Annotated in this window: 19 protein-coding genes and 1 tRNA gene; 15 read left to right on the top strand and 5 right to left on the bottom strand. The window is 41.3% G+C overall.

Going from position 1 to position 26166, the window contains the following annotated elements:
* Window positions 1-125: 125 nt before the first annotated feature.
* Complete coding sequence (locus DOT_RS17315) at window positions 126-1670, bottom strand: polysaccharide biosynthesis protein (RefSeq protein WP_040412637.1); 1545 nt, start codon at window positions 1668-1670, stop codon at window positions 126-128.
* A gap of 264 nt (window positions 1671-1934) precedes the next feature.
* On the opposite strand from DOT_RS17315, the gene iadA reads away from it, so the two are divergent.
* The 8 genes from iadA to DOT_RS17280 all read left to right on the top strand — a co-directional run bounded on the left by iadA (window position 1935) and on the right by DOT_RS17280 (window position 14079).
* On the top strand, window positions 1935-3101 hold the full coding sequence (iadA, locus tag DOT_RS17310) for a beta-aspartyl-peptidase (protein ID WP_009621476.1): 1167 nt from the start codon (window positions 1935-1937) through the stop codon (window positions 3099-3101).
* 145 nt (window positions 3102-3246) lie between these two features.
* A complete protein-coding gene (gene fusA, locus DOT_RS17305; protein WP_009621474.1) occupies window positions 3247-5265 on the top strand; it encodes an elongation factor G in 2019 nt (672 codons plus the stop codon).
* A gap of 201 nt (window positions 5266-5466) precedes the next feature.
* A complete protein-coding gene (locus DOT_RS17300; RefSeq protein WP_040412634.1) occupies window positions 5467-6042 on the top strand; it encodes a TetR/AcrR family transcriptional regulator in 576 nt (191 codons plus the stop codon).
* Between the two features lie 53 nt (window positions 6043-6095).
* On the top strand, window positions 6096-10442 hold the full coding sequence (locus DOT_RS17295; protein ID WP_009621469.1) for a 2-hydroxyacyl-CoA dehydratase: 4347 nt from the start codon (window positions 6096-6098) through the stop codon (window positions 10440-10442).
* A gap of 143 nt (window positions 10443-10585) precedes the next feature.
* Complete coding sequence (locus DOT_RS30620; protein ID WP_157998482.1) at window positions 10586-10753, top strand: hypothetical protein; 168 nt, start codon at window positions 10586-10588, stop codon at window positions 10751-10753.
* A 222-nt stretch (window positions 10754-10975) separates the two neighbouring features.
* Window positions 10976-12703 (top strand): GMC family oxidoreductase, encoded by a 1728-nt coding sequence (locus tag DOT_RS17290; RefSeq protein WP_009621467.1) that lies wholly within the window; start codon window positions 10976-10978, stop codon window positions 12701-12703.
* Between the two features lie 285 nt (window positions 12704-12988).
* A complete protein-coding gene (locus DOT_RS17285) occupies window positions 12989-13390 on the top strand; it encodes a DUF2809 domain-containing protein (RefSeq protein WP_040412674.1) in 402 nt (133 codons plus the stop codon).
* 68 nt (window positions 13391-13458) lie between these two features.
* The gene (locus DOT_RS17280) at window positions 13459-14079 is read left to right on the top strand and encodes a hypothetical protein (RefSeq protein ID WP_040412632.1); all 621 of its coding nucleotides are present in this window, start codon (window positions 13459-13461) and stop codon (window positions 14077-14079) included.
* 74 nt (window positions 14080-14153) lie between these two features.
* Here DOT_RS17280 and ilvD read toward each other — a convergent pair whose 3' ends face one another.
* The 3 genes from ilvD to DOT_RS17265 all read right to left on the bottom strand — a co-directional run bounded on the left by ilvD (window position 14154) and on the right by DOT_RS17265 (window position 17213).
* Complete coding sequence (gene ilvD, locus DOT_RS17275) at window positions 14154-15815, bottom strand: dihydroxy-acid dehydratase (RefSeq protein WP_009621461.1); 1662 nt, start codon at window positions 15813-15815, stop codon at window positions 14154-14156.
* 127 nt (window positions 15816-15942) lie between these two features.
* Window positions 15943-16629: a FadR/GntR family transcriptional regulator gene (locus DOT_RS17270; RefSeq protein ID WP_009621459.1), complete on the bottom strand. Its 687-nt coding sequence runs from the start codon at window positions 16627-16629 to the stop codon at window positions 15943-15945.
* Between the two features lie 314 nt (window positions 16630-16943).
* Entirely contained in the window at window positions 16944-17213 is a 270-nt protein-coding gene (locus tag DOT_RS17265; RefSeq protein ID WP_009621456.1) for a YjcQ family protein, read from the bottom strand.
* A 170-nt stretch (window positions 17214-17383) separates the two neighbouring features.
* Between DOT_RS17265 and DOT_RS17260 the strand changes: the two genes are divergently transcribed.
* Window positions 17384-18271, top strand: a complete 888-nt coding sequence (locus DOT_RS17260) for a hypothetical protein (RefSeq protein WP_009621454.1) — start codon at window positions 17384-17386, stop codon at window positions 18269-18271.
* A gap of 90 nt (window positions 18272-18361) precedes the next feature.
* Here DOT_RS17260 and DOT_RS17255 read toward each other — a convergent pair.
* Window positions 18362-18435: transfer RNA gene (locus tag DOT_RS17255), tRNA-Trp, on the bottom strand.
* 240 nt (window positions 18436-18675) lie between these two features.
* Between DOT_RS17255 and DOT_RS17250 the strand changes: the two genes are divergently transcribed.
* From DOT_RS17250 to DOT_RS17225, 6 genes are all read left to right on the top strand, one after another.
* Window positions 18676-19503: a PHP domain-containing protein gene (locus DOT_RS17250; RefSeq protein WP_009621452.1), complete on the top strand. Its 828-nt coding sequence runs from the start codon at window positions 18676-18678 to the stop codon at window positions 19501-19503.
* A 261-nt stretch (window positions 19504-19764) separates the two neighbouring features.
* Window positions 19765-19953 (top strand): DUF2179 domain-containing protein, encoded by a 189-nt coding sequence (locus tag DOT_RS31930; protein WP_242833860.1) that lies wholly within the window; start codon window positions 19765-19767, stop codon window positions 19951-19953.
* A gap of 53 nt (window positions 19954-20006) precedes the next feature.
* Window positions 20007-21014 (top strand): potassium channel protein, encoded by a 1008-nt coding sequence (locus tag DOT_RS17240; RefSeq protein WP_009621440.1) that lies wholly within the window; start codon window positions 20007-20009, stop codon window positions 21012-21014.
* A 96-nt stretch (window positions 21015-21110) separates the two neighbouring features.
* Window positions 21111-22001 carry a BON domain-containing protein gene (locus DOT_RS17235; RefSeq protein WP_009621438.1) on the top strand — a complete coding sequence of 297 codons (891 nt, stop codon included), beginning with the start codon at window positions 21111-21113 and terminating at the stop codon, window positions 21999-22001.
* A 241-nt stretch (window positions 22002-22242) separates the two neighbouring features.
* The gene (locus DOT_RS17230) at window positions 22243-23202 is read left to right on the top strand and encodes a metal-dependent hydrolase (RefSeq protein WP_040412630.1); all 960 of its coding nucleotides are present in this window, start codon (window positions 22243-22245) and stop codon (window positions 23200-23202) included.
* A gap of 143 nt (window positions 23203-23345) precedes the next feature.
* Window positions 23346-25958, top strand: coding sequence for a DNA translocase FtsK (locus tag DOT_RS17225; protein ID WP_085930991.1), 2613 nt, complete (start codon window positions 23346-23348; stop codon window positions 25956-25958).
* Window positions 25959-26166 lie beyond the last annotated feature (208 nt).

Here is a 26166-nt window from a genome sequence, read left to right as displayed (position 1 = left end):
CTGACCGTTATCAAGGTGTACTTTATTTACAAGTTCTTGGTGCTGTTATTTGTTCTAATCACGTTGTTATTATCCTATTGGCAATGGGGAGAGCAACTTCGGCGTTGGTGGAAATGATTTTTTCGTTAGAGTGGAAGAAATTTTCCAATCCAAGGAAGCCTTTTTAAATCATTGTACGTAACAGCGCCATTGAAACATAAGATGGCACTGTAAATTGTTAACCCTAGAGAAAATTCACCCAGATATCCTACGACATGCCTACCTAAGATTGGATCCAAAAAATGAAAAACCAGCAGCATGCCGATGCCCCCACTGAGTGGTTGGAGGACGAACCGTTGCAGGTCTACAGGCATCCCTGTATTCCGTATAATAGCCAAAAGATTGAGGAATGCCATAATTACAAAACCAAGGGTATAAGCCCAAGCTGTTCCTCGCAGACCCCATTGAGGAAGGCCGGTTAGATACACTAAGATTGGAATGCGTAAGATAGCCGCAATGATGGAATGAAGGACTGGAAGATGAACTTTGCCAAGTCCTTGGAGAATTCCTGTTGTGGTTTGTTGTATGTACGAAAAAATTCCCCCCAAGGCCAAGACACGTAAAACGGGAGCGATCTCGGTGCTCTTAAAAAAGGCGGTGAGTGGCAACGAGAAATAAAATAGAATAATCAGACATGGAATCCCGATTAAGATGGTTAAACGAATGGCTTCAGCGCTACGGGCTCGGACGACATGAAATTGGCGTTGAGTAGCTGCTTCGGAAATGGCGGGGACCAGTGAAGTTGCCAGGGCAAAAGTAAAGACACTCGGAAAGGTGAGTAAAGTAAAAGCTGCGCCTCCAAGTTGGCCGAATAGGGTTACTGCTTCTCGAGCCGCATAGCCTGCTACTTGGAGACGCAGAGGAATGAGCATGGCATCCAAAGCAGATAGCCCGGTTGAGAGCAGTCTTCCGACCGTAACAGGTGAAGCTAGCTGCCATAATTTATGCAAGATATGTCGTGAGGAATAACTAGCTCTTGGACTCTCTGCTTGAAATTTAAGATTTGCCCTTTGGTATTGAAAAACGATTGCTAACAAACCAATCACTTCCCCAACCAGCATGCCTAAAGCTAATCCTGCTGCAGCCCATTCAACACCAGAATCGAGGAGACGCAGTGCTGCTGTATAACCGAAAGCGACCCGAATAGTTTGTTCGCAGATTTGGCTAATGGCTGTTGGAACCATGTTTTGTAGTCCCTGGAAGTAGCCGCGGAAGACCGACGATATAGAGACGATAAATATTGCCGGTGTGCAAATTTGAAAAACTGTAAGTACTCGGGGATCAGGGAAAACTCGCTGAACTAAGTAGGGGGAAACGAAATAAAGAATGATTGCTACAGCGGCACCTGAAACACCAAGGATCTTTAAGGCAAGTCGAAAAATGGCCTTTGCTTGTAAATAGCGCCCAAAGGATACTTCTTCAGAGACCATTTTAGCAATCGCCAGCGGGATCCCAGCAGTAGTGAAGACAAGGGCCAGCATGTAGATCGGGAAAACCATAGTAAATAGACCATAGGCTTCACCGCCGATATGGGCCATAATTAAATATTGATAGGCAAAACCCAGCATTCGATTCAGCAAATTGGCTCCCAACAATATGGTCGCTCCATAGACAAAGGTCCTTTTCGGCATGTAATCCTCCACAAACAAAATTGTTAATCGAGTTAAATGTTTACTTCTAAACTTATGCTTGTATAAAAAAAGAAATGACTAAGCGCCACGCAGACTCCACTGATAATGTAGTGAAGTCTGCGTGGCACTTTTAAGCTTGAGATATTTTTTTTGTTTAGCATTTGGATAATAAAGGATTTTGGGATCGTCATAGAGAAAGATTTTTCTAGGTAAGAATATTTGACCAGAATTGGGGTAATATACCTCCGAATAGGGGGAATCATAGTGTGGAAACTAATCAAGAATGCAAAACTTTACTGCCCGGAACTTGTAGATGACACAGATGTTTTGATTGTTGGTAAAAGTATTGCTACAATCGGTAAAAATTTGCGACTTCCCGACTATGCCTCAGGGGAAGTGGTCGACCTTCAAGGCAAAACATTAGTTCCAGGTTTTATCGATGCCCATGTTCACATATGTGGAGGAGGGGGAGAAGCTGGCCCAGCTTCACGTACTCCGGAAATTCAACTTTCGCAATTAACTCGGGGAGGAACGACAACAGTCGTTGGTTGTTTGGGGACAGATTCCATATCTCGGTCAATGACAGAGCTTCTTGTTAAGGCCCAAGCTCTTGAAGATGAGGGAATAACCACGTTTGTCTATAGTGGTGCCTATCAGGTTCCTACGAGAACACTATTACCAACCCTGCAAGAAGACTTGACCTTGATCGAAAAAGTTGTTGGTGCAGGGGAAATCGCGATATCTGATCATCGATCTGCTCAACCTCAAATTGCTGAGCTTGAGCATTTAGCTGCCGAGGCTCGAGTGGGTGGAATGCTCGGAGGAAAAGCAGGAGTGGTTCATCTCCATCTAGGGGAAGGGAAGCGAGGATTGCAACCGATTTGGACGATTCTTGATCAAACAGAGATCCCCATTACACAATTTATGCCAACCCACATAAACCGAACGCACTCTTTACTAGAACAGGGGATTCAGTTTCTGCTTGCTGGTGGGCATATTGATCTTACGGCAGGTTGCGACGATTTTCCAGCTGAACTACAGGTGCCGGCTGTCCTGCAAATGTTTAACGAACGTAAGATCCTTAATGATCGGGTTACCGTCACTTCTGACGGGAATGGTAGTATGCCTCAGTATAATGAAGCGGGTGTGCTTATCGGCATGGGAGTCGGTTCGGTAGAGGTTCTGTGGCGTGATGTCAGAGAAGCAGTGAGAGATTTCGGACTTCCATTAGAGGTAGCTTTGCGGACGATTACCTCTAATGTGGCTAATGTTCTTCGCCTTAAGAATAAGGGAATGATTCACGTTGGTTACGATGCAGACCTAGTGCTCCTTGATGAAGATTTAGAGGTTCAAAGTGTCTGGGCAATGGGAAAATGTATGGTTGAAAATAAGCAAACGCAGATATGGGGAACTTACGAAAGGAAAAGTTAATAATATAGAGAGAATACTTGATCTAATCTGCTCAATAAATAATACTAAAAAAGTCGCTTCAGAGATAATACAAACTCCAATAATACTGTTGCAAGCAAAAGGCATGCGTCCTTTTTCTTAATAACATACTAAGGAGGAGATCGTCTTGAAGACCTATGACACAAAACATCTTCGCAACGTTTGTCTGGTTGGTCATGGTGGAACAGGCAAGACTTCCCTAACGGAAACTTTTTTGTTCAATTCGGGTGTGATCAACCGTATTGGCAAAATTGCCGAAGGCAACACTGTTTCGGATTATCTGCCCGAAGAAGTGAAACACAAAGTGTCGATTAGTACGAGTCTTATTCCGATTGAGTGGCAAGGGGTTAAGGTGAATCTTCTGGATACTCCTGGATATTCGGATTTTTTGGGGGAAGTCAAGTGCGCATTGCGTGTCGTCGAGTGCGGAGTCTTAGTACTTAGTGGAGTCGCAGGGCTGGAAGTTCAGGCGGAAATTACGTGGGATGTCATGGAACAACAGAAGTTACCCAGAGCGGTTTTTGTTAATAAGCTGGATCGAGAGAATGCTGATTTCGGAAAGGTATTGGCCCAGTTAAAAGACACCTATCCTCATGCCAAGTTTGTACCTTTGCAAATCCCAATCGGTCAAGAAGCTGGCTTCAAAGGTCTTATCGATATTATCGAGAACAAAGAGTATGATTACGAAACTAATGGGAGCGGTAAGTTTTCGGTTAAAGAGGTTCCAGAAGAGTACAAGGAAGAGATAGAACGTTTAAGAGCTCAATTAGCCGAAGCTGTCGTTGAAGCGGATGATGAAATATTGACAAAGTACCTAGATGGAGAGGAAATATGTAACGAAGACCTACAAACCGCTTTACGGGAAGCCTTGAAGCAAAACCTTGTAGTCCCAGTGCTTGGCGGCTCAGTATATAAAAATATTGGCATTACAAACGTCATGAATTTCTTTCATTCCATGCCTTCTCCTAAAGAAGTGAGAGAGAAAGTAGCGTTAGTATTTAAAACCCTTGCTGATCCCTACGTAGGCAAAATGTCGTTCTTGCGTGTTTATGGGGGAAAGTTCACGGCAGATACGTTGGTCTATAATTCCATTCGCGGGATCGAGGAAAAAATAGCGCAACCATTTTATCTGAGAGGGAAAACACAAGAACCAGTTTCATATGTTTCAGCTGGAGATATTGCTGTGGTCGCTAAATTACAAGAAGTGAAAACAGGGGACACCTTATGTGATAAGGAACAGCCAGTGGAGCTTCCGGTAATTGATCTTCCTGTCCCTTCTTTATCTGTGGCCATTGAGCCGAAAAGTAAAGGGGATGAGGATAAACTCAGCAATTCGTTGGCACGTTTGCTAGAAGAAGATCCAACCATCAAACTTAGCAAAAACACGGAAACCAAAGAGCTGCTTTTAACCGGTCTGGGAGAAATGCAGCTAGAAATCCTTCAAGAAAAGCTGACCCGTAAATTTGGGGTGGCGGTAGTTATAAAAGTTCCTCGTGTACCCTATCGTGAAACAATTCGTAAAAAGGTAAAAGTAGAAGGGAAGCATAAAAAACAAACAGGTGGACACGGTCAATACGGACATGTATGGATTAATTTAGAGCCCTCGGGAGGCAAGGATTTTGAGTTTGACGAAGCAATTTTTGGAGGATCGGTCCCGAAGCAATATATACCAGCTGTGGAAAAAGGAATCCGGGAGGCTATGGCGGAAGGAACCATGGTTGGTTATCCAGTGACCGATATCAAGGTCACACTTTGTGACGGTTCTTATCATGCGGTAGATTCATCCGAAATGGCGTTTAAACTTGCTGCGATTATTGCCTTTCGCAAGGGGATAGAGTTAGCAAAACCAACCTTGCTTGAACCTGTTGTTGAGGTAGAAGTGAGAGTACCTGAAGTCTATATGGGAGATGTGATTGGTGATCTCAATGGAAAACGCGGAAAATTATTGGGTATCGATGCAGGTGAAAAATATCAAATAATTCGAGCTCATGTCCCTCAGGCCGAAATGATGCGCTATGCCATTGATTTGAGGTCACTTACCCAAGGTAGAGGCACATTTACCATGCAATTCGTCCAATATGAAGTAGTACCGGATAAAATCAGTGAAAATTTAGTAAGTCAATTAAAATCCGTTCATAGCCATTAAGAAAAAGAGCTGTTTGCGATCCTTTTTGCAAACAGCTCTTTTGTACTAGATAAAAATAGGCTTTTATTATAGACCAAATGAATAAATACAAATTATTCTATCTATACCAAATTCTTGGATTGAAGTTATTTATAGAGGATGATAAACTTATGTTAGTAGGAACTAACATGAAAGAGCGTAAGTTGATGATTGGAGAGAGATATGTGTGTCTTGAATACTGAGGATAAAATCCTAAATGCTTCAATTGTTCTCTTTTCGCAAAAAGGCTTTAACGCTGTAACGACTAAGGAAATTGCCAAAAAAGCCGGAGTAAGCGAAATGACTTTATTTAGACATTTCGAAAGTAAACAAAATCTGTTCGAGAAGGCGTTTGATAAATTTGTTTTTTCTCCTAAATTTAGAGCTTTGTATGATGGTTTGGAATGGGATTTAGAAAGAGATTTAAATAAAATATGTTCCTCCTATCAAGATACTTTGTATAGAAATCAGAAAATCATTTTAATGCATTTTAAAAATGATGAATTGAACCCCGATTTTGATGCAACGTTATTCAATTTCCCAAATGAGTTTAGAAAGCTATTAGGCTACTATTTTGAAGAAATGAAAAATAGGGGAGCAATCAGGGAGAATCCTGAAACATTGGCCATGAGTTTTTTAGCTACCAATTTTGGTCTATTCATTACTTCTTTAGTTATGAACAAACTTACGTATGAAACGGATATTCAGGTATGCATAGCCACTTGTGTTAAAATTTTTGCAAAAGGAATAACTTGTTAAATATAAATAGCTCTCGAAGATTTAGTAAATGTTGTGCATAGTGGAGGAAAAAAATGAGTAGTGTTTTAAATATTGGACTGGATGTTGGTTCTACAACTGTAAAAATAGTTGTTTTAGATAAAGATAAAAATATTGTCTATAAGAAATATCTAAGACATTTTTCTAATATAAGAAATACCGTCGTTATGATGCTTGATGATGCTAAAACAGCCATACAAGGGCATCTATTGACCTTGATGGTTACCGGATCTGGAGGTTATAATATCTCCCAAAAGTTGGAGGTCCCTTTTATTCAAGAAGTCATTGCTTGCACGAATGCTATTAAGAAGGTTATTCCCAACACGGATGCTGCTATAGAACTCGGTGGCGAAGATGCCAAGATAACGTATTTTGGCGAATCGATCGAACAGCGAATGAATGGTACGTGTGCCGGAGGTACAGGGGCTTTTATTGATCAGATGGCTTCCTTATTACAAACGGATGCTTCGGGTTTAAATGATCTTGCCAAAAACTATCATAATATCTACCCGATTGCCTCCAGATGTGGTGTGTTTGCCAAGACTGATGTACAGCCCTTATTGAATGAAGGAGCCGCCAAAGAAGATATAGCTGTTTCTGTTTTACAGGCTGTTGTTAATCAAACAATTAGCGGCCTGGCCCAGGGGCGTCCGATCAGAGGAAATGTGGCGTTTTTGGGTGGGCCGCTCCATTTTATGTCAGAACTAAGACAACGTTTTATCGAAACCCTTAATCTGGAGAATAAGGGCGTGATTTTCCCTGAGGATTCACAATTTTTTGTGGCGATTGGAGCAGCACTGTCCTCACGTGATAAAGTGCCTTTTACATTTGAATGTCTCTTTGAAAGAGCACCAATGATTCATAACATTAATAATGTTGAGGGTGAAAAATTAGAAATTCTCTTTGCGAACGAAGAGGAATATGTTGAATTTAAAGAGAGACATGATTTGCATAAAGTCAATCGTCTGGAGCTTGATAACTATGAAGGAAATGCCTATCTAGGTATTGATGCTGGATCGACAACCACCAAGATTGCTCTTGTCAATCAAGAAGGAAGTTTATTGTACTCACACTATGGCAGTAATATGGGCAACCCTTTAGAATCGACAATCGAGGCCTTGAAAAGTTTGTATGGAAAACTAAATAATAAAACAAAAATTATAAATTCCGCTGTTACCGGATATGGTGAGCATCTCATTAAAGCAGCCCTGAGAGTGGATATCGGAGAAATTGAAACGGTAGCCCACTACACTGCGGCCAATTTTTTTCGGCCTGGTGTTGATTTCGTCTTAGATATTGGTGGGCAGGACATGAAAAGTTTAGTAATTCGTGATGGCGTGATTGAGTCCATCACTTTAAATGAAGCTTGTTCTTCAGGATGTGGGTCCTTCGTTGAAACATTTGCCAATTCTCTGGACATGGATGTCAAAGAGTTTGCTAGACTGAGCCAGGAGTCCAGACATCCCGTTGATTTGGGGACGCGTTGTACGGTATTTATGAACTCTAGGGTAAAACAAGCGCAGAAAGAAGGTTCTGAAGTTAGTGATATTTCTGCGGGGATAGCGATTTCAGTCATCAAGAATGCCCTATATAAGGTGATTCGCTTGCGAAACGCCGAAGAGCTCGGCAAAAGAATCGTGGTTCAGGGTGGAACCTTCCATAATGACGCTGTCCTGCGGGCCTTTGAGAAAATCACGAAGCAAGAAGTTGTACGTCCTGATATAGCCGGTATTATGGGCGCTTTTGGTGCCGCTTTAATTGCTCAAGAGCGTTATGAAGCTGGGCATCAATCTAATCTCATGCAAGCGCAAGATCTCATGGATTTCAATACGGAAACTTCGATGAAACGTTGTGGATTATGTGGGAACAATTGTTTAGTAAGTATTAAGCATTTCTCAAGTGGAAGTGACTATATTTCAGGAAATCGCTGTGAAAGAGGCGCGGGAAAAGACACCTTGAAAAGTCAGATTCCCAATCTTTACGAATATAAGTACAAACGAGTATTCAACTACAAACCATTAACTAAGGACAAGGCCTTGAGAGGAACTATCGGAATTCCACGAGTTCTCAATATTTATGAGGACTATCCCTTTTGGTTTACATTTTTTACGGAACTAGGTTACCAAGTTGTTATTTCTGGCCGATCATCTAAAGAAATTTATGAACTTGGGATGGATACTATTCCTTCTGAGTCTGCCTGTTATCCCGCCAAACTTGTGCATGGTCATATTGCTGATTTGATTAAGAAAGGGATTTTTAAGATATTCTATCCTTGCATCCCTTATGCTCAAGTGGAAGATTTACAGGCAGATAATCATTACAACTGCCCAATCGTAACCTCCTACCCTGAGACCATTAATGCGAATATGGATAGTCTTAGAGAGCATAATGTTACTTTTTATCACCCTTTCTTGCCTATCGATATGCCAAGCAGGATGGTCAATCGATTGGCAGAAGAGTTACAACCAGAGGGAATTCCGAAGACTGAAATAGCGAGTGCTTTGCATAAGGCTTATGCTGAACAAGAAAGGTATAAGCAAGAGGTCAGAAGAAAAGGCGAAGAAACCCTAGATTATATCCGCGAAAAAAAGATACGGGGCATTGTACTCGCAGGCAGACCTTATCATATTGATCCGGAAATTAATCATGGTATACCCGAGATGATAGCGTCCTATGGATTCGCTATCTTATCCGAAGATGCCATCCAACATCTGGGCAAGGTTGAAAGACCTTTGCGTGTTGTCGATCAATGGGTATATCATTCAAGAGAGTATACAGCAGCCAGCTACGTTGCTAAGCTGAATGATTTAGAGTTAATTCAATTGAACTCATTTGGCTGTGGTCTCGACGCAGTGACCACAGACCAAATAAAAGAGATACTTGAGGCTTATGGAAAAATGTATACCGTGTTGAAAATCGATGAGATTAGTAATTTGGGTGCTGCAAGAATACGGTTGCGTTCCTTGATCGCGGCCATTAATGAGCGGAAAAAGAAGAATTTTGTCCCTCAGAAACGCTATGATAAGCAGCCTAAGGTTTTATTTACCAAGGAAATGAAGAAAACACATACAATTTTGGCACCACAAATGTCACCCATTCATTTTCAGTTTTTCAAGAATGGCTTTGAGGACGCAGGCTATACAATTGAATTCTTACCTTCTGTCGATAAGTCTGCGATTGATGAAGGATTAAGGTATGTTCATAATGATGCTTGTTATCCCGCCATTATTGTCGTGGGTCAGTTGATGAAAGCGTTGAGATCTGGCAAATATGATTTAGACAATACTTCGGTCATTATTACGCAAACTGGTGGCGGTTGTCGCGCGACAAATTATATCGCCTTTATCAGAAAGGCCTTAAAAGATGCCAATCTGGAACATGTTCCAGTAATTGCCTTAAATACGGGAAACTCATCAAGTCTAGAGAAAAACCCCGGGTTTAAATTTACTATGCCTATGTTTAATAAAATATTGAGAGGACTTATCTACGGAGATCTTTTAATGAGAGTCCTTTATAGAGTACGCCCCTATGAAGCTTTCCCGGGTTCGGCTAATCTCTTATATGACTATTGGGTAAATCGATGCCTAGAATCCTTGAAAAAAGGAAATCGAAGAGATCACGAAGAAAATATTCGGCAAATTGTCACGGATTTTGATAACCTGGAAATATACGAAGATCTAGTCAAACCAAAGGTTGGAGTTGTCGGGGAAATACTGGTTAAATTCCACCCTACTGCAAATAACAACATTGTGGAGCTGTTGGAGGCTGAAGGGGCAGAGGCTGTCGTTCCAGATCTCACAGACTTTCTGTTGTATGGTGCGTATGATAATCGTATTAAGTATAAGAAACTATCGGGTAGCTTTTGGGAGATGTTGTCTGGAATGCTTTCCATAAATAGAATAGAAGCCTATCGCAAAGAGATGAAGAGGGCTTTGGAGGCTAGCAAACGGTTTAGTGCCCCGAAACCCATTGAAGAGATCGCCAAATATGCAGAACAGCATCTCTCTCTCGCCAACCAGTCTGGAGAGGGCTGGTTCCTTACGGGAGAGATGGTCGAGCTGATTCGCAGTGGCGTCAATAATATTGTTTGTTTACAACCGTTTGCCTGTTTACCTAACCATATCACAGGCAAAGGTATGATTCGTGAGATCAGACGAGCTTATCCTCTTGCTAATATCGCTCCCATTGATTATGATCCCGGAGCAAGTGAGGTCAATCAACTAAATCGCCTAAAACTCATGCTTTCTGTAGCTGTAGAGAATCTACAAAAAAAGATAGCGGACACTAAAGTTACTTTGGCGAAGACAGAAAATAATTTACTAGATGGTAAACTGGCAATGATGAATTTAGACTCTAAGTTAAGAGAATGTAATCTGGATTAAAGAGAAAACAGCGGGGTTGTCCTTTTGAAGAAGGATGACCCCGTTTTAGTTATACTAGTCAGATAGTATAACTTATCATTCCATACTTTCTGGAAGATCCCTTCTCGCCATCACGGCACCATGCCAATCCACACTGCAGGAGTATGCGTAATAAGTTGCAGTGTGGCGATAAGCTCGTCCGCTTATCGTCATGGCGGTGCTCTAACCTCGAACGTCCTGTTCGAGTCTTGGCTACAGGGACACTCGGCCATCCATGGCCAGCGGTCCCTTCTGGCCCTCACGGGGGACCGGCAATCCCTGGCGGCGTTTAAGCCTTCAACGGCCTGTTCGGAGTAATCCTCTTTGCTGGATATGTAACAGATTACAATTTGTTACATAGTTTATATTATGAGGAAATGGCAGGGCATTTACTGAAACTTTTTCAATATTGAACAACTGTTCGATTCCATTATTCCAGTGCAGAAACTATTTGATGGAATCCGATAAAGGGTGAAATTTATTCTGAATTCCATATTGAGAGGAAGGATAGTATTTTGGTAACTAAAAATCTTTTTGATTATATTGTTATTAGTGCTGGAACTGCCGGAGGAGTAATTGCCAAAGAATTAACGGATGACAAATGTACTTCTGTGCTAGCTCTTGAAGCAGGGACGAATATGACGCAAGAGCTAAGTAGTGCTTCTAATGCTGTATCCGGCATGTTAGCTTCTGATAATAAATTTTCGTTTAATATGCTTACCAAAACGGAGCCAGCCATTGGCAGCCAGCTTAGATTAGCAAGTGGTAGAGCAATTGGAGGAAGTTCAGAACACAATGCCATGTATGCAGTACGTGGAAGTAGTAACCTTTATGATGAGTGGGCAAATCTTGTCGGACCTCAATGGAGTTACAACAATGTTAGTTCTTTATTCATAGAAAATGAAACCTATACAGGAAAGACACAAGACCAGGAAGAACGGGGAACAAAAGGTCCTATTTTTGTTAGACAACAAATAATTCCTAAGGATGGACTAACAATTACTTTAGCAAAAGCAACATCAGATGTTCTCGATATTCCAATTGTTGAAGATTATAATACAGGAATAAAAGACTGCACGTTTTTTAAATCACAATTTTTAAACAAAAAAGTAGATGGAAAGTTTGTGCGTTCATCTACAGCAACCGGATATTTAGATGAAAAAATTGTTACTCAAGGAAACGAATTTCATCCAGATGAATTCGGGGTTGGTCAAAGAGCGTTGGTCATTTTGACAAAAGCAACCGCAAATAGAATTTTATTTTATAATAAAAGAGGACTTAATATTGCTGTGGGTGTTGAGTTTGTCAGGAACGGAGTATCAGAAAAAGCTTATGCAAGAAAAGGAATTATTGTATCAGCCGGTAATTTTTCCTCGGTTATTTTACAACGTTCGGGAATCGGAAAATCAACTGATTTGGCTAAAGCAGGTATATCGACATTAGTAGAAAGTCCGAATGTTGGCAACAATTTTCAAGCTCATTTTACAGCTGGAATAGGAGTAGAAGTAGAAACAGCACGACTACTAGAGGTAATATCTTCAGATCCCGATCAGCCATTTCCATTAGGTGCTTTTAAAGGAGAAAAAGGAATAGGCGGTCGTCGCCTTCAATTATATGGGTCCGTGACACCATCGTTTGTCCCTATTCAAGAAGTAGTTATTAATAATTGGGGTTTTAGCCCAACAAAGCCGAGCAATGTCATGAGTATTGGAGTATTCGACGTTAACCCTCAAAGCAGGGGCACAATTATGGTCGCCCATAGTGATCCTGAAGCTTATCCATCCATTGATCTTAATCCGCTAGGAAATCCTGATGACTTAAATTTTATGGTGGATCAATATATAGAGATCTTTAAAATTATGGAAAGAGCTCGTCAACTGGATCCGGATGGTATTTATAAGGTTGTATTCCCTCCTGAAAATATATTTCATTTAACAAATGAGGGAGAGAAGCGAAAACAGCTTGCTAATTACGTGAAAGCCTCTTATCGTAATATAGCTCACTTTGGAGGACAATGTAAGATGGGTAGGAATATTCAAGAAGGAGTTGTCGATGGATTCCTAAATGTCTTTGGTACTAAAAATCTTAAAGTCGCAGATCTTTCAATCGCCCCTATTTTACCAGATGGTAATACTTCCATGCCTGCTCAGATGATCGGTTTAAATGCGGTACGATTTATTCAAGATGATCACTGGTCATATCCGGTGCATGAAGAAGAATTTGAAAATTTTACAGATTTATAAATGTGTGATTAGTATATTACCCTGTTCCTACTAATCAAATTACTCCCACCTATGTTTCCGGTTGATGTTCTTAAAAATAATGTAAAGGAAGTCTTAGCTCTTGGAATTGTCAGATGGCCGTTCCGAGGGCTTTTGTGTGTTAAAAAATTTTTATAGTTGTAAGACAGGTTTCCCCTTACTTTGCAAGAAAGTTATGCGATGATTAATAATCTGGAAGCATATCTCGAGATCGTGTCAAACCCGAGACAGTGAATGTAAGCAATTGAGAGAGGATATGATTTGGGTTTGTTAGCTAAGAGGAATAGGTTCATATATTCTTTCCTGGTTATTACCGTTATGATACTGGGTTTAAGCACTCGACGTTTTTCGATATATTTGCCAGATTGGATTAACTTGTATTTAGGTGATGCATTATGGGCACTTATGATTTTCTTCTTACTTGGTCTACTATTTCGGGCTGGAGATACGAGATGGGTTGCAGTAGGAGCCCTCTTGTTTTCTTTTTCAATAGAAATTAGTCAGTTATACCATTCCCAATGGATTGACTCATTGAGGATGACTAGAATCGGTGGATTAGTTTTAGGTTATGGATTTTTGTGGAGCGATTTAGTTTCTTATACTGTGGGGATTGGGAGCGGCGTGCTAATTGAGAGGCTCATATTAAAACCCAACTTCAAACGGAGATGACATTTTGGGTAACCAGACCCGACATCGCAACCCTTAGAATAAGTTAAAATACATTTTTGGAGGTGAATATGAGGTCAATAATTTCTCGAGTCAGAGTAAAGTGGTCGCTACTAATAATGTTGATATGTTTAGTAGTCGGAACAGTATATAGTTTATCCCCATTACCAAACAGAGACGCTATTTCTTTGGCCGTTCAAAAGAATTTTGAGGTGCCAATAAATACGGGCTTCGAGCTCCAAGGGAAAAACCAGTGTGCTGCGTATTCGACAGCTTTTGTTTTAAGAAACTCTGGTAAACAAGCTAAAGGCATTGAGGTTTATGCTGAAATTCCTTTCAAAATCCCTATTTCAGGGTATGTTTTGCCGAAGGGAGTTCTTTCATATCTGCAGTCTCAAGGGCTAAAACCAATGATGTATAAAGGGGATCTGTCGTCACTTAAGGCTAGACTTGTCGAGGGGCAGGCTCCGGTTATCGTATTGGTTGGAAATAAGTTCTTCTGGCAGCATTACATGACCTTAGTTGGGTTTGATGAAGATAAAAATGAACTATATTTCTTCGATTCTGATAAAGTAGATGATGAAAACGCTGAACTGCCAGGTAATAGGACTATGACAAATGACTATTTTCTGAAATGGTGGAGCAATGGGTTGCCAGTTTTTAATCATGTCTACATAACGGTGGCGAAATAGTTTTCTAGAGTATGGAAGCTAAAAAAGGCCCATACCCAGATAGACCTGGTTATGAGCCCCAATCGACATATATGCTATTGCTTGGGAATTTCTAAAATGGCCCCTTTATTGCCCGACGTGACCTGAGCGGCATATCTGGCCAGGTAACCTGTTGTAATTCTGGGTTTCCTTGGTTTCCAGTTTGCTCTGCGTTTTATTAGTTCGGTATCACTGATGATAAAGTCTATTTTATTGGCCATAATGTCAATTTGGATGATGTCTCCGTCCTCGATCAAGGCGATATTACCGCCTACTGCTGCTTCAGGTGAAACATGACCGATTGCTGCGCCTCTGGTTGCCCCACTGAAGCGCCCATCGGTAATCAAGGCAACGCTTTCACCAAGACCATGTCCCATAATTGCAGAGGTAGGGTTTAACATTTCTCGCATGCCTGGCCCACCCTTCGGACCTTCATAGCGGATTACAATAACATCTCCGGCCACAATCTTGCCGGAATTAATTGCCAGCATGGCATCTTCTTCACAGTCAAATACTCTGGCAGGACCTTCATGTTTGAGCATTTGGGGTGCAACGGCGGAACGCTTTACAACACAGGAATCGGGCGCCAGATTGCCTTTTAAAACTGCAATCCCGCCAGTTTTGCTATAAGGGTCTTCGACAGGTCGGATTACTTCCGGATTTTTATTGAGGCAGCCAGCAATGTTTTCTCCAACAGTTTGGCCAGTGCAGGTCATCAAATCGGTCTTGAGCAAACCTAATTTATTGACTTCATTCATCACAGCATAGATTCCGCCGGCTTCGTTGAGGTCTTCGATGAAAGTATGCCCTGTAGGGGCGAGATGGCAAAGATTCGGCGTTTTGTTGCTGATTTCATTGGCGATATCTAGATTTAATTCAATGCCGCATTCATGAGCAATGGCGGGAAGGTGCAGCATACTGTTGGTACTGCAACCCAAAGCCATATCTAAGGTCAAAGCATTTTCAAAGGCACCTTGAGTCATAATATCTCTTGGTCGGATATTCCTTTTCAAAAGCTCCATAATTTTCATGCCTGCGTGCTTTGCGAGCTGAATCCGGGCCGAATAAACAGCTGGGATGGTGCCATTGCCTTCCAACCCCATTCCCAACACTTCTGTCAGGCAGTTCATACTATTAGCCGTATACATGCCTGAACAGGAACCACAGGTGGGGCAACCTTTATTTTCAAATTCCTGTAATTTTTCTTTAGTGATTTTTCCTGCTTGGAATTCGCTGACTGCTTCAGAAACATTGGAAAAGCTAATTTTCTGCCCATCTACTTTACCTGCAAGCATCGGACCACCGCTGACAAAGACGGTTGGAATATTCAAGCGTGCTGCGGCCATTAATAAACCGGGGACGTTTTTATCACAGTTTGGTACCATGACAAGAGCGTCAAAGGCATGGGCCAGGGTCATAGCTTCGGTAGAATCAGCAATTAGTTCTCTGGTGACAAGCGAATATTTCATTCCCTGATGCCCCATGGCCAAGCCGTCGCATACAGCGATGGCGGGGTAGACAAGCGGAGTTCCTCCAGCCATTGCTACACCCAACTTGACCGCATCTACGACTTTATCCAGATTTATATGTCCTGGAACGATATCGTTTTTGGAGCTAACGATGCCGATTAAGGGCCTTTCCATTTCCTCATTTGTTAACCCCAGCGCGTGAAACAAGGCACGTTGCGGTACACTTTTGGTTACTGCATCACTATTCATTTTAAACACCTTTCTATTCTAAAGTTGTATAATTACATTATACGTAGTATGACGTCTAATGTCCATACTGTAAATTATACTGCTAATATGAAAAGCTGTTTTCTTAGACAAAATAGCTCGGGGTACGTTATTCTTCTGCAATTCCGAAGCCTCTCATGGCATGAATGATATGCAGCTTCATTGCGGTTTTCGCTCCTTCAGCATCTCGTTTTGCTAGAAACTCCATGATCATCCGATGGTCATTTAAGGTGTTCTGAATCATTTCCTCCTTCGTGTCTGCTAAGAGGACGCCTTTGTCAATGGCCTGATAAAGGATAGGCATCAGGCGATTCATAAATTCATTATGAGTTGCCTTGGCAATTGATTTATGGAAGGCCTGTTCAACTTCGGTTCGATCTTCTTTTTTTAGAATGAGTTCTTCTTCTAGACTCCCGTAGTAAAGAATCCGCTCAAGCTCTTTATCTGTAGCTCGCTTTGCTGCATAATAGGCTGATTGGGGCTCGAAAATCAGGCGCATTTCATATAAATCTTTTACGTCCAGTTGGCACGTTGTGAGCTCTTTTAAGCTATACCCTTCGTTTAACTCGGGGTTATTCTTCACATAAGTCCCTTTTCCGCGGCGAATTTCTAAGACTTTATGAGTGACTAAAATTCTTATAGCTTCTCGTAAGGTGGTTCGGCTGACTTGTAAATCCACAGAAAGTTCGTTTTCATTGGGAAGCTTATCTCCCATGGCAAATTTTTTATCTATGGAGATCATTGCTAGAATATCGTCTGCTACATTTTCAGCTAGGCTTCTGCCGGGTCTTGTCATGGGCAATCCTCCCCATTTAGAATATCTCAGTTTTATGATACTGTAGTAGACATCATTTTTCAAGCAAGATGTCTGATGTCTTATGGGTGAGGTGAAAACAAAATTGAAGCAAATTTTTTATGCTTGATGGCAAGGGTAATCCCCACTCAGAAAAGTTTGGTGAAGCTATTGAAGTTAACCTTCTTGTTAGCCTCTAACCAAGGCGGCTGCCTTGTTGCCCTTATACTCTCTGGAAGGATAAAAAAAGAGCCCGAGTCTCCAAATTATTTACAGACTCGACCACTTTTAATTCTTAATTTCTTTAACGTTCAATCCTATTTTGTCTCTACAAGAGTACTATTCTTTTCTAAGTAAGCCAATCCCTTTAAAGTAATTTTTGAAGCCTCAAGAAGTACCATGCGGTCAGGGTTTCCTTGCCCGCGAGGTACAGACGCTCCCTTAATTAAGTCATCGTCCTGAATTTGATCAATTAAGTCTCTAAATTCTATTAGACTCAGGCCAAAATCTGAGAATTTTAATTTTGATAGATTTTCACCTTTCTTAATAGCACTTAAAACGTTATAAATAATTTTCTTCTGATTCAAAACTGATTCCTCCTTGTGTGCCAACTTTAATCGATATAGTGAAGGATTTCTATTACTACTAACCTTAAATCATTCTTTATCTATTATATTGTGATGTTTGTAGATTTTCAATTTTTTAGGCTAGAGAATACAATGTTCATTTCAATAATTTTATTATTAGGGGTGAGTTTATGAATGTGAAGGTGGATACCCTCAGTCGTCCGCTCAGCCGTCATAAGTATTTATCTGTGATGTTTGCTTGCTTAGCAATCTTCATCCTCTCAGGTTCTGTATTCATCGATCATAAGGTAGAGGAGGCAGCAAGTAGGGAAATAATTAATGCACACGATGTAATTCAAACTTTCCGAATTGAAGGAATAAACTTCCTGCCTGAGACTTCACTTAACCCCCAAGAATTTAGGGCTAAAGATACTGAACCAACTATCTATAAGGATTCCCAAGGAAACTTACTGTTTATTTATCGATATGGTTCCTTTGTAGAGAGAAGGGAAAACTTTCGAGAGCTTGAGCAGAGAAACATATTTGCGTTTGCATTTGAAGGAAAAAGTTATTTCTCCAAGCAATACAGCGTAAAGAATCTTGAGCTTGTCTATTCAATTACTTATTTGTACAATGCTAACCCTCAAGCGGTTAAAGATAAACTTAAGAAAGTAGATCAGGTAATTTTTACTGATCTTAATGCTGGAAAAGAGGTTGTGTTCACGGGTGATAGTCCAAGCTGGGACGCTAAGCTTTCTTTAAGATACTATGAACACTGGTGGACTGACAGTGACGATAAGCTTCAACGTGATAGTCATCATACAGAAACAACGACTATCACCTACAAGGGCCAAATCCCTGAGCACCCAGTTCCAATGAAGTACAGCATTAGTGCTGGAGCTCATAAAAGTTATGGTACTCAGGAAATAACACCCGAAATGCTGGCGAGAACTATCAACCTAGGTGTCAGTGGAAGTAATGGCTTGATACCTCAATTAGATGGTGTCTACAAAATAGAGATAACCTTGGATGGTAAGACGGAGGAACTTGAACTAAAAGCCAAGTCAGATGGAAGCTGATACTTAGATTCTAGTCCCCAAACGCCATCAAAATCACTTTTAAGCAAACTAAAAAACACCGCAAATCCTTGCGGTGTCTATCTTTTTTGTTGGCAGGGGATGAGAGAGTCGAACTCCCACTGACGGTTTTGGAGACCGCTGTTCTACCATTAAACTAATCCCCTATGATTTTCTGCAACGAAGTGAATTATAACGTATAAAGAGGAATGTGTCAATGAAAAATATTAAGTGCTATAAAAATTGTAGTTTAAACAGAAACAGCCAAGCAGGATTTCTGACGAAAAGCCAGAATAGGCATATTAAGTTTATTTTCTTGAGCTTTTGCATTATATAGAAATCTAGGGATTAGATGGTACGAGGAACGCAACTATGATATAAAAAACAAATGGGAGGGAGGGGTGGTCGTGAGGGTCGATCTACACGTCCATACTCAAGAATCTGACGGTTTGCTTTCAGTTGAAGAGGTCGTGAACCTAGCCCATGACAAGAATGTTCAAACCTTGGCTATTACGGATCATGAAAGTACTGAAGGTGTCGCTAAGGCTGAAATTCTTGCCAAGGGTTTAAATATTAATATTATTCCAGGCGTGGAATTACTAACTAACTATCAAGGCCATGAAGTTCATCTCTTAGGCTATTTTAAGGATGTTAATCACCCACTCTTACAGGCTCGTTTGAGAGAGATTCGTAAGCAGCGAACCGCTTTAGCATATGATATGGTTGAATGTCTGAAAAATGATGGTCTCTCTTTAAGATGGCAAGATGTTGAGCGGGAAGTCTACTCTGAGGGCGCCGTTAGTAAGGGACATATTATGAGGGCCATATACCATCAAGAGAGCAGTCACAGTCAGCCAAACTGGCGTGAGATAGCACAATATTTTCGGCCAGGGGGAGTCGCCTATTTACCCTATCAAAAGCATGCGTTCGAAGATGCAGTTGACCTTATTTTTGCTTGTGGTGGGCTTCCAGTGGTAGCCCATCCCGGACTTTTGTTCGATCCAAAGATAATTTTTTCGCTTTTGGCTTATCGACCTATTGGGCTTGAAGTGTATTATGGTTATTGGGAAAGACAAAATACGCTTATTCCGTACTATGCCGAGATCGCAGATAAATTTGCTATCTTAGCAACAGGTGGTAGTGATTATCATGGGCCTTTTGGGCAGATACAACTTGGTCAGATGGATGTTCCAATTGAAGGTGTTCTTAAGTTACAGACCTACTTAACACTATAGAATACCTTTAATTACGTACAACCTTCCTAAAAGAGAGACCTCCATAGTTGTATCTAAACAAACCGGTTTCTCTGTTGGCGAAATTGAAATGTTTTTTAATATCAGAGCAATGTACTCACTCCTAGCCATATTATGCCTTTAAAATAATTCACTTGACAATTCAAGGCTTGGATGAGTCTAAGGTCATAATGATAGTATCCGATAAAATAGAAGAAATTGCAGAAGTCTTTATGGCTCGCCTAGGTCGAGGGGTTACGTTCCTTGAGGGTACGGGAGGATACTCTGGCAATGGGTGTCTTTTATTCGGCAATCACCCGCTTGGAAATTGCTAAACTGAAATCAGTTGATGAAATAGACGTAAATGCTTTTGTAACCATCCGTGATATTCGTGATGTTTATCAAGTTTTTAGAGGTAACTTAAAAAAGGCAATTCATAAAGTATGTTCTTAATATAAGATTTTTGTTCATGGTTAACGTGCAACCTGAAAGAGAGGATTGAATTATTGGATAAACGTATGAGGCTCGCTTTTTTAGCCTTATTGGTAACCCTAATTATTGGCACAGTCGGCTTAATATTAACGGAACACGTCAGTTTAGCTACAGCCATTTATTTTACTCTGGAAACAATCACAACGGTGGGCTATGGGGATGTTGAAGTAAAATCTGATGCCGGGCATATTTTCCTTGTCTTCCTGATGGTGGGTGGCGTAGGGGCGATGGTCAATCTAACTGGAATCATAACGGCCTTTCTGGTTGAAGGTCAGTTGGCCGGTGCGTATTGGAGAAGAAAGATGAAGAAGAAAATTGAAAAATTTCAAGGTCATATCATTGTCTGCGGTGGAGGTCGCGTGGGCAGACACGTTCTGTACAGCCTTCAAAAAGAGGGGGCTTCATGTATTGTTATTGAACAACAGGAAGATCTCGTAAATGATCTAATTGAAGAAGGGTTTTTAGTTATCCATAGCGACGCAACACAAGATGAATCCCTAAAAAGGGCAGGTATTGACAAGGCAAAGGGACTTATCACAGCGTTACCTGAGGACTCATTAAATGTCTTTGTAACCTTAACAGCTAAAGGGCTAAATCCCGGTATTAATGTGGTTGCTCGGATGGATAAGTTAGAGTCTGAGAAAAAACTATTGCGTGCCGGAGCGGACAAAGTGATTTCGACAGCCACTATAGGAGGGTGGCGTATGGCGATGGCTATTCTAAAACCTAAAAGTGTGGAGTTTATTGAGACCGTGATTCATGGTCACAATATAGAGATGCAAATGGAAGAGCTGAGAGTGGATCAAGGCTCTTGCCTGGTTGGGCAGACCTTGTCATCTAGTGGTATTAAACAGCAAACGGGTGCAATGGTTCTGGCAATCTTACGGAATAGCGAGGTTATAAATAATCCTAGCGCTCAGGAAGAAATCATGTCAGGGGATCTTCTCATTGTATTAGGTTTGAGAGAACAATTGCATCGTTTAGAAGAGGTAGCTGCTAACATAACAAGTTTGCAAGCTTAAATAATTGAACTAAATTGCGCTAATAAAAAAGCAAATCTTAGGATAAAATATCCTCCAAGTGAGATAAAACAACAGTTTCATTGTGGAGGTAGATTTATGCATAATTCACGCTCCGAACAAGCAGTCCTTAAGGATATCAAAAAACTTATTCATACACATTTCGGGGAAAGTGGCCAAGGACTTCATGTGGAGGTCAAGGGGGATCGAGCAACACTTTGGGGGACCGTTGACAGCCTTGTGGAAAAGGAGTTTTTCGGTAGTCGGGTGGGTCGAATTGATGGAGTTCGAGAATTGGATAATTCTTTAACTGTTGCCAATGATGGAAATATCAAGGATAAAGATGTTGAACAAGGTATTATTGAACGTTTTCAAGGCTCGAATTATAAAGACATCACAACCTTGGGTTGTCGAGTGAGCCGAGGAATTGCGACCCTGCTTGGGCATGTTGAGACCCAAAGTACAGAACGGCTGGCCAAACGTTTAGCTTCTCAAGTTCGTGGAGTAAAAGAAATTCGGAGTGAAATACAATTTTTAGAAAAGGCTGTGGATGACGCGACTTTGGTCAATCGTGTTGAGAATGCGTTGGTTGCATCTCCGTGGGTAGATGCTCATGAAATCAAAACAGAGGCTCGGAATGGGCTGGTTACCTTAACTGGACTGGTTAATACACAAGAAGTAATGGAGTGGGCTGTTGAAACAGCCTATCAGGTACCGGGTGTAAAAGCGGTGGTCAGCGAAATCTTTACCCGTCATCGCTCACAAGGAGATGATTTGTGGTTAACGGAACAGTTAGTCGCTAAACTTGGCCAACACCGTTTAAATTCCGGACAAATTCGTGCTTTTGTTCAAGATGGTATTGCATTTCTGACGGGTGAAGTGTATTCTGAAGAACATCGAGAGTTTGCTGAGCAAATGGTCCAATATATCCCGGAAATTCACGGCGTTAATAATTCCATAAAAGTTGCAGCACATTCCAGTAAAGGTTAAATCTTTGAAAAATGGAAAAATAAAATGAGAGAAGCTGTATTAGCTAATGCAGCTTCTCTCTTCGTGTCATCGTAACAACGTGCTATTGGAATTGCCTAATACAATCTAAGAAGTTATTTGGCAATAGAAATAATGGAAAACGAGGAATGAAAAGTAATTGGTTTCTATTTATGGCTTTATGATATAATTTAAGTGTTTGACGAATGCTTTGTTTTCTTTAAATGATGGAGGTAAGCAAAAAATGGATCCAATAACGCACGGTTTGATTGGAATCGCCTTGAGTACCCTTTCGGGTCACTCTATGCAGCTGAATGATCCTGTATTTTTAGGTTGCACATTAGGTGCAATGCTCCCTGATTTGGATATCATAGCTCACGTAAAAGGTCGCTTAAATTATTTATTAAAACACCGTGGAGCTAGCCATTCTTTGATTGCGTTAACGGGTATGGCTCTGGGGCTTGGTACAGGACTGTATTTCGCTTTTCCAACAACGCCGTGGACCAATGTTTTCTTTTGGACTCTGGTTGGAACAATGTCTCATGGAATGATGGACTTACTAAATTCCTATGGTGCTGAGCTTTTATGGCCTTTTTCGCGCAAGAAAATTACGGTAGATATGATTATGCTTACTGACCCAGTCGTTTTAAGCTCTTTCTTTATATCTTTTCTGATTTCACTTAAAGCGCCTGATTTAGCGAAAACCTCTTCACTCGCTGCTTTGACGATTAGTGCGCTATATTTAGGATATCGTCACTTGGGACGAATGAAAACACATGATCGTTTGACAAAGATCTATCAGCTGAAAGAAGGAGAACAAATTAAAGTGCTCCCCGCAATGTATCATCCCTTTACCTGGAATTTTATTCTTTTTCAAGGTGACTTTGTACGATTTGGTATTATACGAAATCAAACTCCGTCAATCTGTCGTGTTTTGCCTAAATTTGATGGAAATAACCCTTCTGTGGCCAATGCTCTCGAAGGGAACTTAGCTGAGATATTTAGTCAATTCACTCCTTATTATCATGTCATTGCACATTTTTCCGAAGCTGATGAATGCATCGTTGAATTTTTAGACTTGCGGTATTGGGCTAAAGGCGATTTTATTTATTCTGGTAACGTCTTCTTGAATGAAGATGGAGAAATATTCCAGGAAATCTTTCATCCTTTGCCTAATCAAGAAGGTGTACTGTTAAGTTACTAAAATTCACAATGATTTAAAAAAATCTTTTGACATTCTCCTAGCTCATCTACCATAATGGATAAGAAGTGTGGAGGTGAAAATGTGTGTCGAAAAGAGAAAACGATTCAAATTCTTTTTGGCTTAAATTAGTTAGTGTTTTTTTAATGTTGCTCTCCTTAACTGGGCAACTCGGTGCTTTTGGATTTTCCATGGGAAAACCTTTTTATTTCCTGTTTAAGGTGACTATGGGAAGTCTGGCCTGGGCAGGGCCCTTCTTATGTTTTGTAGCGGCAATTTTACTCTGGATTTATTCATCAATTTTAATGTCTTTTATGTTTGTGAAATCAGAAACACCATCCACACGATCAAGCGCTAAGGTACCCAGACCAAGAAAACGTAGAAAAACGCAGTCCGCTCAGCAAAGCTCCTCGCAATCGCAAAAGTCAGATTTCACACCGGATATTGATTCTAAAGGTATCTCTCTTCCTGCCGGGAAACTTGTTAGTTTGAAGGGGTTTAATCAATATTTTGCCTCGCCGGAATGGGTGGATATGAAGGATTCCGATCTTCAGAAGGCTGAAGAGTTGAGAGAAATAGGGAGAGATTTTCCTTCTTATTTTGGGACAGGAGAGTCAGTATTTCCAAAGAGAATGTCCAAAATGACAAGTTTACAAGGGCTTAACAAATATTTCGAAGAAGTAGACCAAGAAGAGCGCTCAGAACAGGCGATTCCTCGGCAGGATAACTTGAAGCCAACGGAAATACCGGGCATACATACTACGAAAGCAGCACGATTCTCTTCAGTTTTTAAGTCTCAGACGGATCAACAAGAGTACTTAGCTCAATTTAAGACAGATGGTAATCCCCTTGATCAGAAAACACTTGATTTCGTGGCAACTTTGAAGGAAAGCAGTAGAACGATTGATGAGGCAGAAAAGCTAGCGCAGGTTTTTGAGAGTGCTGTTTCAAAGACTGGGTTTGAAGAAAAGATAAAATCAATCTTGATTCAAGAGATCATGGCAGAGATTAAGACTGAAAGTAGATCGGGAGTTAGCCTTGAAGTAGTATCTGAGACAAATTCCGAAGAGGAATTGGTCAATGAACCTACCTTTGAATTCGATTTGGAAGATGAGCTGGTGGAAACGGAGAATACCTCTCCAGAAATGCTTGAGTTTGAAGCTCCTGCGGCCGCCGCTGCAGAGTTAAAACCTAACTATGCGGGGCAAGTGGCCCAATTAGTTAATCAGGTGAAAGATCAATACGAGGGGGAGGGAAAACCTCAGGTTGTAAGTCACGTTGAAAATTGCTTGGCAGATGGGCAGAGCCAGCAAGTTGCCAGTACTGCCGAAAATGACGAAGATTGGAAACCACCTGATTTCAATCTACTGGATCCTGTCGTACAACGTGTAATTGTACAGGATCCAGATACGCCGATCCAGCTGGAAAAAGTTCTTCTGGATTTTGGAGTGAAGGCCAAAGTTATTCGTGTAGCAAGAGGTCCTGTGATTACCCGTTACGAGCTAGCCCCAGCACCAGGCGTCAAAATTAGTAAGATTGTTAATCTAGCGGATGATATCGCTCTAGGGCTTGCTGCTCGGGATGTGCGCATTGAAGCTCCAATCCCCGGAAAAGCGGCGATCGGAATTGAGGTTCCGAATAAGCAGCCGCGTTCAGTACCATTTAGAGAAGTGCTCGAGACAACTAGTTTTGGACAATACCCATCAAAATTAAAAATTGGCTTAGGGAAAGACATTGCGGACCAACCCATTATTGCGGATCTAATCAAAATGCCCCATCTCCTTGTGGCAGGGGCTACTGGGTCGGGAAAAAGTGTCTGTATTACGACGATCATCAATTCTATTCTCTTCAATGCAACCCCTGATGAAGTAAAATTCCTGCTTGTGGATCCCAAAATGGTAGAACTCAGTCAGTATAACGGCATACCGCATCTTTTGGCGCCGGTCGTGGTCGACCCGAAGAAAGCAGCCAGTGCTTTAAAATGGATTGTCAAAGAAATGGAAAATCGGTATGAACTCTTTGCAGCAGCAGGTGTTCGTGATGTCGAACGCTATAACAAAATGAAAGCCGGCGACACGGTTAATTGTAAACCTACCTTACCGTTAATTGTGGTAATCATTGATGAGTTGGCCGATCTGATGATGGTTGCAGCTGGAGAGGTTGAAGAAGCTATCTGCCGCTTAGCACAAATGGCTCGAGCTGCTGGAATTCATTTGGTGATTGCGACCCAACGGCCATCGGTTGATGTCATTACCGGGGTAATTAAGGCCAATATACCCAGCCGTATTTCCTTTGCTGTTTCGTCTCAGATCGATTCTCGTACTATCCTTGATGCAACGGGTGCAGAAAAACTTCTCGGGCGAGGAGACATGCTTTACTCCCCACTGGGCGTGAATAAAGCCCTGCGTGTCCAAGGTTGTTTGGTTACGGATGACGAAGTGCAACGGATAATTATGCATTGGAAAGGATTAGGCAGACCCGATTATCTTGATCCAGAGCGGCTTTTCGCTGAAACTGCCCTCAAAAACGAAGAGGGCAATGGACCGGATGACGCCTTGTTTATTGACGCAGGTCAGCTTATTATCAGGACAAATATGGCGTCAGTATCTTTCCTCCAACGCAGGTTAAAACTAGGTTATGCGAGAGCGGCTCGTCTTATGGATATGCTCGAAGAAAATGGGGTCGTTGGAGCGTATGAAGGAAGTAAGCCGCGGCACGTGCTCTTAACCATAGAGGAATTTAATGAACGTTTTGGATGATAGCGAAGCGCGATAGTTAACCTTCGAACCTTAAAGAAAACACTCTAACCATGATTATTGGTCAGAGTGTTTTTTTTCGTGGTTTTTCTTTCTAGCCTCGAACATCGTTGCATCGAGCCTCGATTATTGGCTAGGGTGTTTCTTTATGATGAATGAAGTGGGAGAGAATGGGAATAATGCATAAATGGATGTAAAAAAATAGATGGAG

It is taken from the genome of Desulfosporosinus sp. OT (genome assembly GCF_000224515.1).
Classification (GTDB): domain Bacteria; phylum Bacillota; class Desulfitobacteriia; order Desulfitobacteriales; family Desulfitobacteriaceae; genus Desulfosporosinus.
Note: the sequence above shows the minus strand (reverse complement) of the source record. Positions and strands in the feature narration are given on the sequence as shown.